The sequence below is a fragment of the Paraburkholderia humisilvae genome, from assembly GCF_902859855.1.
Lineage (GTDB): Bacteria > Pseudomonadota > Gammaproteobacteria > Burkholderiales > Burkholderiaceae > Paraburkholderia > Paraburkholderia humisilvae.
Genome location: NZ_CADIKH010000146.1, coordinates 1 through 7,035 on the forward strand (window position 1 = coordinate 1; position 7,035 = coordinate 7,035).

Annotated in this window: 3 protein-coding genes; 2 read left to right on the forward strand and 1 reads right to left on the reverse strand. The window is 55.1% G+C overall.

Annotation, left to right across the window (positions count from 1 at the left end):
* Positions 1-838 precede the first annotated feature (838 nt).
* Positions 839-2,257 (forward strand): hypothetical protein, encoded by a 1,419-nt coding sequence (locus HV796_RS39400; RefSeq protein WP_175233179.1) that lies wholly within the window; start codon positions 839-841, stop codon positions 2,255-2,257.
* 475 nt (positions 2,258-2,732) lie between these two features.
* Positions 2,733-2,813 (forward strand): group II intron maturase-specific domain-containing protein, encoded by an 81-nt coding sequence (locus HV796_RS46195; protein WP_377694310.1) that lies wholly within the window; start codon positions 2,733-2,735, stop codon positions 2,811-2,813.
* Between the two features lie 597 nt (positions 2,814-3,410).
* Here HV796_RS46195 and HV796_RS39410 read toward each other — a convergent pair.
* Positions 3,411-3,842, reverse strand: coding sequence for a hypothetical protein (locus HV796_RS39410; protein WP_175233180.1), 432 nt, complete (start codon positions 3,840-3,842; stop codon positions 3,411-3,413).
* Between the last annotated feature and the right edge of the window lie 3,193 nt (positions 3,843-7,035).

Below are 7,035 nucleotides of genomic sequence, written 5' to 3' on the forward strand. Positions count from 1 at the left end.
GCCCGCAGCGGGCATTACCGGCTGCAACAAGGCCGGATAGAGAGCTGCAGCCCATCCTGTCAGTCCGAACACGCGAAAGCTGTTGCAAAGCGGGACGCGTTCATAGAGAGCTGTATGAGGCCCAACGACAGTGTCTGCGCCTGCGAATTTGCGCCTTATGGGCATTCCGTGCGTATGTTTCGAACGATGTTGCTGCCGGACCGCCGAAGCGGACGGGTGAATCCCGGCCGAACGCCAAGGGATATCTCAGCTGCTACCGCATTCAACCTGGGACGCGAAGTCACTAAGTCAACTATCTGCCAACTTCTTCAAGGGAAAGTTGTTCTATCAGCCTTGGAGCTCAGCCCACTAGCGGTCGCAGATTTCGACGACCGTCGGGGCGGTCACGCAGTTCGCAGGCATATTTGCCGGAAATTCAGGGCTTACAGGTTTGGTACGTCGTAGCCCGGTTTTCGCAGGTTACGACGTCGATCGGTTATGTTCGGTCGCGGGCCCAACGATCCACAGAGGAGGCTTTGAGCATCAGGCGCGAAAAACTGGTCCTAGTCGTCCGTCCCGAACGAGTTGAGGGCTCTGCCCTTAAGAACGCTCGCGGGGCGTTGCCGAATTGGACGCGCTGCGGACGGTCTTAATTTGACGACGGTCGCAGTTTGTCAAATCGTCCAATCAGGTATTTTCGAAGAACTCGTCCACCGTAGATGCGTAACACCCTTTCAGTCTTTTCCAGGCAGCGTCTGTGAAGCTGATGAATGGCGCGCGCGCGATTTCGTCCCGAGCCATTAAGAGGTACCTGCCTCATCTTCATCGGTTTTAGACTTTCTAGAAGGCAGATCCCCCCATGCCATACACCGGACATATCCCACGTTTTTTTCCGATGCACCCGATCGGTACTTCTTTGCAAAGGGATCGTCAAGATGGTGACGACCATCTCGAAACCAGATCAGGTATTCAAACCCACGTGCCACGCGCATCAACAAAGCATGCGTTAGAGAACTTCATGTTGCCGCCATTGGATGCGGAAGGTAAAACCATCTTCGAAAGCTATGTGCACGGTCATCGTGTCGGGCCGGATTCTGGAGTTACTTCGCCTAATTACCCGCCGGTGCCTCAGACAACAGCGCAAACGTTCTTGGCCTTGGCGGCGTTCTTTTCCGCATTGCGAATACCCAATTCTGCAAACGAATCATGCGGACTCTCGATGTCTACCGCAGCATCTGTCGGAAGCCTGGGCGATGCGATAGCTCCCTCCGATTCTGCAAGACCTGTCGCGCAGCGAAATATCGGCGGCCAGCCAGTATCAGAGTGCTATCGAATGCGCCGCAGTCCCCGGATAGATTCCTCCACGGAATTGAATAGCGCCCCGGTTGACGAACTGGATAGTGAAAGACTGGAGCAAAAGACCAAGCTTTATACGAGGTGCGGCATCGACGCACAAGGGAAAATAGAACGCCCCGTTGTGAAGCACGTAACGGCCGGCGACAAGGATGTGAGTCCGTGTACGACATCGTTTTCTCCGCCATCTCACTACTCGATCAGAAGGCTGCAAAAACTTGCGACCATCATACGGAACAGAGATGCAGTGACAACGCGACAGCGCGTGGATCAATTAAACAAGTTTGCCAGGCATTGCCTGGTGGGGCCCCCAGCGCCAGCTCAAGGCGACGAGCACAAGATCCGCGTGCATATTCATCTTGACGGGGACGTAGTACGGGCCGGAATTCCGGACGAAACTATTCGCAGCTATTTCTCACAGTACGAACGGGAAATGTGTCTCGTTGGCGACTTCGACATCAATTACCATATCCAACGGCTTCCGTCATTACTTTCCGCGCAACAGTCTGCGGGATGGCCTGGGGGATGGTTACGGAGATTTGGCCGGCACCTTGCCAAGGATACGGAGATAAAGTGTGGCAAGAACGACAAGCACATTATTCTGACGACAAGAATGTTGTCCATTGCTGGCACCTCCGTGCCAGGGCAGTACTTCCTCGGCGGTAGCATCGGGACAGTTGTAATTGATGTCCATAAGGAAGAATTTACGCAGTATGTACTCGCGCATGAGATGGGGCATGGTAACGGACTGGAGCACCCGGAGGGGGAGAATAAAGGGACAATGGTCCCAGACTTGCGCCGTATCAACGCGGGTCTTACGGCCGAAGAACTAGTCGTAGCACGTCGTTATTTCAGCTTGAACGAATCGAATGGCGACCGATGTTACCGCGATGGGGTTGGGGTACGTGGATCGCCGCAAGCCTGAGGTTGGGACATCGAGGACTGTGGCATCCCTTCAGTTACACGCTCGCGCCACGAGTGTCTCTTACGGAGAGACGCATATGTTACGAGAAGGAAACTGCGCGCGTGGAAGTTTGTTGCAAGGCGGGTTTCTTGCCAGTTCACGCTATGACCTTCTAAGGTTCCACCGGGTCGCGGTGGATCAGGGTGACCACGATGCACGCTGTGCAACCCCGGATGTCCTGCCGGCTAAGCCGACGCGAACAAAGACGAGAAGTTGCCCTGGCAATCAAGGCGCCGTTGAATATGCAAGGTATTGTGGAATATGCAAGATATTGTGGAATATGCAAGATACAAAATTTTTGCATAACGAACCATTGAGGTTGATTTTGTCGCGAAGGCGCTTGATACGTTCAAGCAGCGTATCCGGGTAATCACCAGACGTGTGTCGGCGCACCAGACGTGTCGGCGGCCATGACATGGTCCAGATTGCCGAACAAATGCGGGCATACCTGCCAGGCTGGAAGTCCTACTTCCGTCTGGCGCAAACCCCGCAGATCTTCAGAGATCTGGATTCGTGAATACATTACCGACTTCGCGCCATCCAACTCAAGCACCGGCGCACGGGGACGACGATCTACGGTCGCCTCCGCAGTCTCGGTGCCCCTCACGAGTTGGCGGCGCTCATTGCGGGAGGCGCGGCGCACTGGTGGCGGCACAGCGAAGCTGGGTCGAATTGCATCCTCACGGTCAGATACTTTGATGCTCTCGGCTTCCCTCGACTCGCATGACCTTAACTTCTCGAACCGCCCGGTGCGGACCCGCATGCCGGGTGGTGTGGCAGGGGCACGACCTCGCGCCGTCCCCTATGCCGATCAAGTGGATAGCATTGTGAAGACGACACGCAAGGTCGAAGATCACAGCCAATATTTCCCTCGGTCAGTGCCAAAGCCATTACAGCAGGTGCGACATGGTTAGCAAGTGGCCGAATACACCTCATCGTCTAGCTTAGCGCTCGACGATGAGGTCCCGTCACGTTAAGGAGAAGAAAGTACCTTATGGCAAAGTTGCCGGCGCGAACCGAAAAGCCTGAGGCAACAAGTCCTGTCGCTGGCGTGACTCACGCTTAACGCATCACGATCGACTTGAAAGAGTTCCCGCAGCATAGGCAGGGCGTGTCACGAGTTCGCTGTTATTTTGGCCAGATCGGCCGTCGTGGAGTAGACGGGGTCGTTCTGGTCGCCCGGCAGCACGTCGAGTTGCCCCGCCGGGACGTACATCGTCTTGCTCTTACCACCCGGTTGGTCAATGATAAACAGAGCCGAACCGTCGGCGTTCAGCCGGCCAACGCTCTTGCCATCCTCGTCATACAAGGTACCTTGCCCGTCGGCCTGGAGTTGAAGTCCAGGGTTTTGCAATTTGAATTGATTCCCTCCCATGGAAACATTGCCAAACATTGCCAGCTTCACAGGATGTAGTTGTTGCCCTTTGCCGGACAAGCTTGAGTTGATGTTTGCAGATCCAATGCCGCCGCCCCCACCAGTAGCGTAATTGGAGCCCGGCGCGGGCGTTGTCGTTCCATTTAGAAAGAAGCTGAGAGGGTCCGACACGCTTGGGTTGATGTTTGCAGATCCAATGCCGTCGCCCCCACCAGTAGTGTAATTAGAGCCCGGGGCGGTCGTCGTTGTATTTAGAGAGGAACTGAGTGGGTCCGAAAAGCTCTGCATCTGTTGTACCAAATTTAGGTAAACGTTAGTAGAGGTACTGTTATACAGTTCACCGAATGACACGGGCCCCGCTGCGGGGGCTGGGTCGACAGGAGACGCGGGACTGGAGTTGATACTCCGAGCGCTAGTGGTCATGGTGGCCTTCATAAAGTTGGGTTATAAGAACGTTCGATTGAAAGTTGGGCTTGCCTTTCCGTTAGGATTTGGCACTACAATTTATGTTGCACCCCGTTAAGAGGGCCGCAAAGGTGGCACCATTTTTTGTTCTCGTGAAATAAAAAATGGCCAACATCAGGTCCAATCATAGAGCCTGTTCACAGACTCACGCGCTACCCTTCACGAAAATGGCCGCAACGATCTGAAACGGCTCTGTCTGCACCGGAGAACAGATCGTCCTGATCTCCGCGCAGACAAGACTTCGTCCGGGCACTGGATGCCGCGACGAATAAGCTTCCCGAAGGGGGATTCAAACTTCCTTGACGCGATCCGTCGCCATGTCAAGGTAGCATTGGATTCACGCCCGCTCCGCGAGCTGGTCACCCGGTCTTTGACGACCAGAGCCTGCAGGTTTCAGTGAGCTGCGCTTTTCTTCCAGAACGAGGGCTAGGTCCAAGCGTTCGCTTCGTATCCTCGCGCTTGGGGATCGGTTGGAACCGGAGTGGCACGCGCTTTTAAAGCTCGCCATCCTGACCAATACCACTCGACGCATAGGAATCTGACCGGGTTAGACGCGCTACACTGGCTTGCGTAAGCCCAAACGCCTTCGCGCACCATGCGCGCCATTCTCATGGGCACCTGTAGCGGAAACGATGAACACCTGTGCCGACAGACTGATTCGGTCAGCATGAGTCGCGAGACGTTACCCGCTTCATCGAGTGAAGCAGCTGAAGCGGGCATTACACTCTATCCGGGCATTTTTAGTCTTGTCACCTGCCTGATTTCCTCGGATCGTTTCAGCCTTGGAGAATGGCCTTGCTGAGCGGTTCCGGTTTTCAGCGCCAAGGCAATGTTAGTCACATGCTAGCCAACACACTCCTGCCGTTGATACTAGGCATCGGTGCGCGGCCGGAGCATGTGGTTGTACGCAAAGCGCGCGCTCGAATGTCCAGGCAGGAATTGTTTACTGCCCGGATTTCGAGTGGAACCGAAATCGGTACGCGTGCTTGATACTAATTCGCATAGCTTACCATGTGCTTATGTGAGATCTTTTAGACAAGGGAGTTTTTAGCTGGCGGGAGAAGGGGAGTGCAGCCCAGTCTCCTGTGAAAATCTGAAAAAAAAGCACCGGTGCGCAGATAATCTGCGCCCGGCGCTGAAAGTCCTGGCGTTCCGAGGGCCTAACTTACCAGGACATGTGCCCTATGAGTTCAGCACGCTCGTATTGAAGGAGGGGAGTAAGAGGGATGCCGGCTTCAACGTTCCCGGCAATCGCGACCGCACTTCCCACGCAGCAGTCAAGGTGTTGCTAAACATATTCAAGTGATCGGTGATTTTGCGTGATATCGACTGTATCGATCACGATGAATTGAATTTATCCGAAATAAAGCATCAGAACCGCGTTGGTTTTAACGTTGCGAGCACGATCAGGATGTGTTAAACGATTGATGTAGCAAGGCCACTCCCCTGAGCGTCCGCTCGTGAGTCCGCATCAGGGCTGATTGGTTCGGGGGCATGCGGCTATCCTGCTCCAGTGAACATTAGCCAATGCCCGATGTACGTCACAAGCATCGCTGATGCGCCGCCGCCCGGACGTGTACTTCCTCATAGATACTCGTATGAAGGAGCTCAACGTCGACGCTCATCATCCACGGCTTGCCAGCACCTTCAGTCATGGCGCCAGCTTACGGAATTCTCACCGCCGAAGCGCCCCGTTGCCTGAAACAGACCTTAATTGCCCGCAATCCTTTGAAATAGTCCGTCTGCAACTTGGGGCGGGAACTGACAACCGAAAGCCGAGCTCACTGGGGAGACGCAACCGTGACTCTGGAGAGGCTTTACCTGCATCAGAGGCCCAGCGAAATGGCGGTTGACTGTTCACAGTTGACTGCCTCCGTGCTTAACGTGGGACCGCGCATACGAGAAAGTCGCGGATGTGATGTGCGCGGCGCAGTCGGGCGGGCTCGCGCAAATCGGCTTTGTTACGCAGCCGAACCCGTGAGCCCTAGACGGTACCTTGTCCCTTATCCATTCGGGTGCCCGTATTGCGCAGTGCAGGCATGCGCGCCGATGCTTGGTATCAGCGGCAGGGCCATGTTGGCTACTATCAGACCTCCGCGTCCCTGCAGCTGGACGACTTGAAACCAACCCGCCGACCCTCCGTGGTAGTGCTACAAAACGAAGGCGAGAAACATTACGCCAGTACCCGATCGACCACGGCAAGCAGGACGCGACGCTCATAATCAACGGCCGCTTGCGCTTAACACTCAGAGAAGCCAAGGTCTGGTCCGAGTCTGGCGCCACATTCGACACAGCACTGTATTTTGCAAACAAAGCAGGCAAGTCGTTGCAAGACTCTTCGCATACAAGGACATGCCCCCGAAGACTGAGCGACAGATGCCGGCCCGAGAGTTGTTCAAGCTGTTCCTGCCGCGGCCCGGCTGGAAATGCAAGCAGATGCCGCCGTTGAAGGCGCTTCGCTGCAGGCGGTAGACAATTGAGCAATAAACAACATCGGCTACTGTGAGGACGGATTGTCTTTGCAAGTGGACATCACGCGATCTGGCGATTTCGCGAACTGCGAAGGGTATTATCGCGAGTCGATAGAGGCTACAACGGACGCGAGGGCTCACATTTGTATGCGCCGATTCAACAGTCTTTTCTGGCGCCGCAAGCGTAGCGGGAGGTGTTATTTCCAGCCGAGAAAAGGGGGGGCGAGGGTTCGTATTTATTCTCTTTAGGATGCGCTTGTGAGAAGGACGCAGTCGAGGCCGGTGACAACATGACTCGCAGAAAGCTCGGCATTCACCTATTGACCTTTCCATAAATCATGACGTCACCACAAGGTTGCCTGAATCCAGCACGCGGCGATGATCGAAGGTCGGTGCTGAGCGCTTTTGAGCTTGTTGCGAGCGACGGT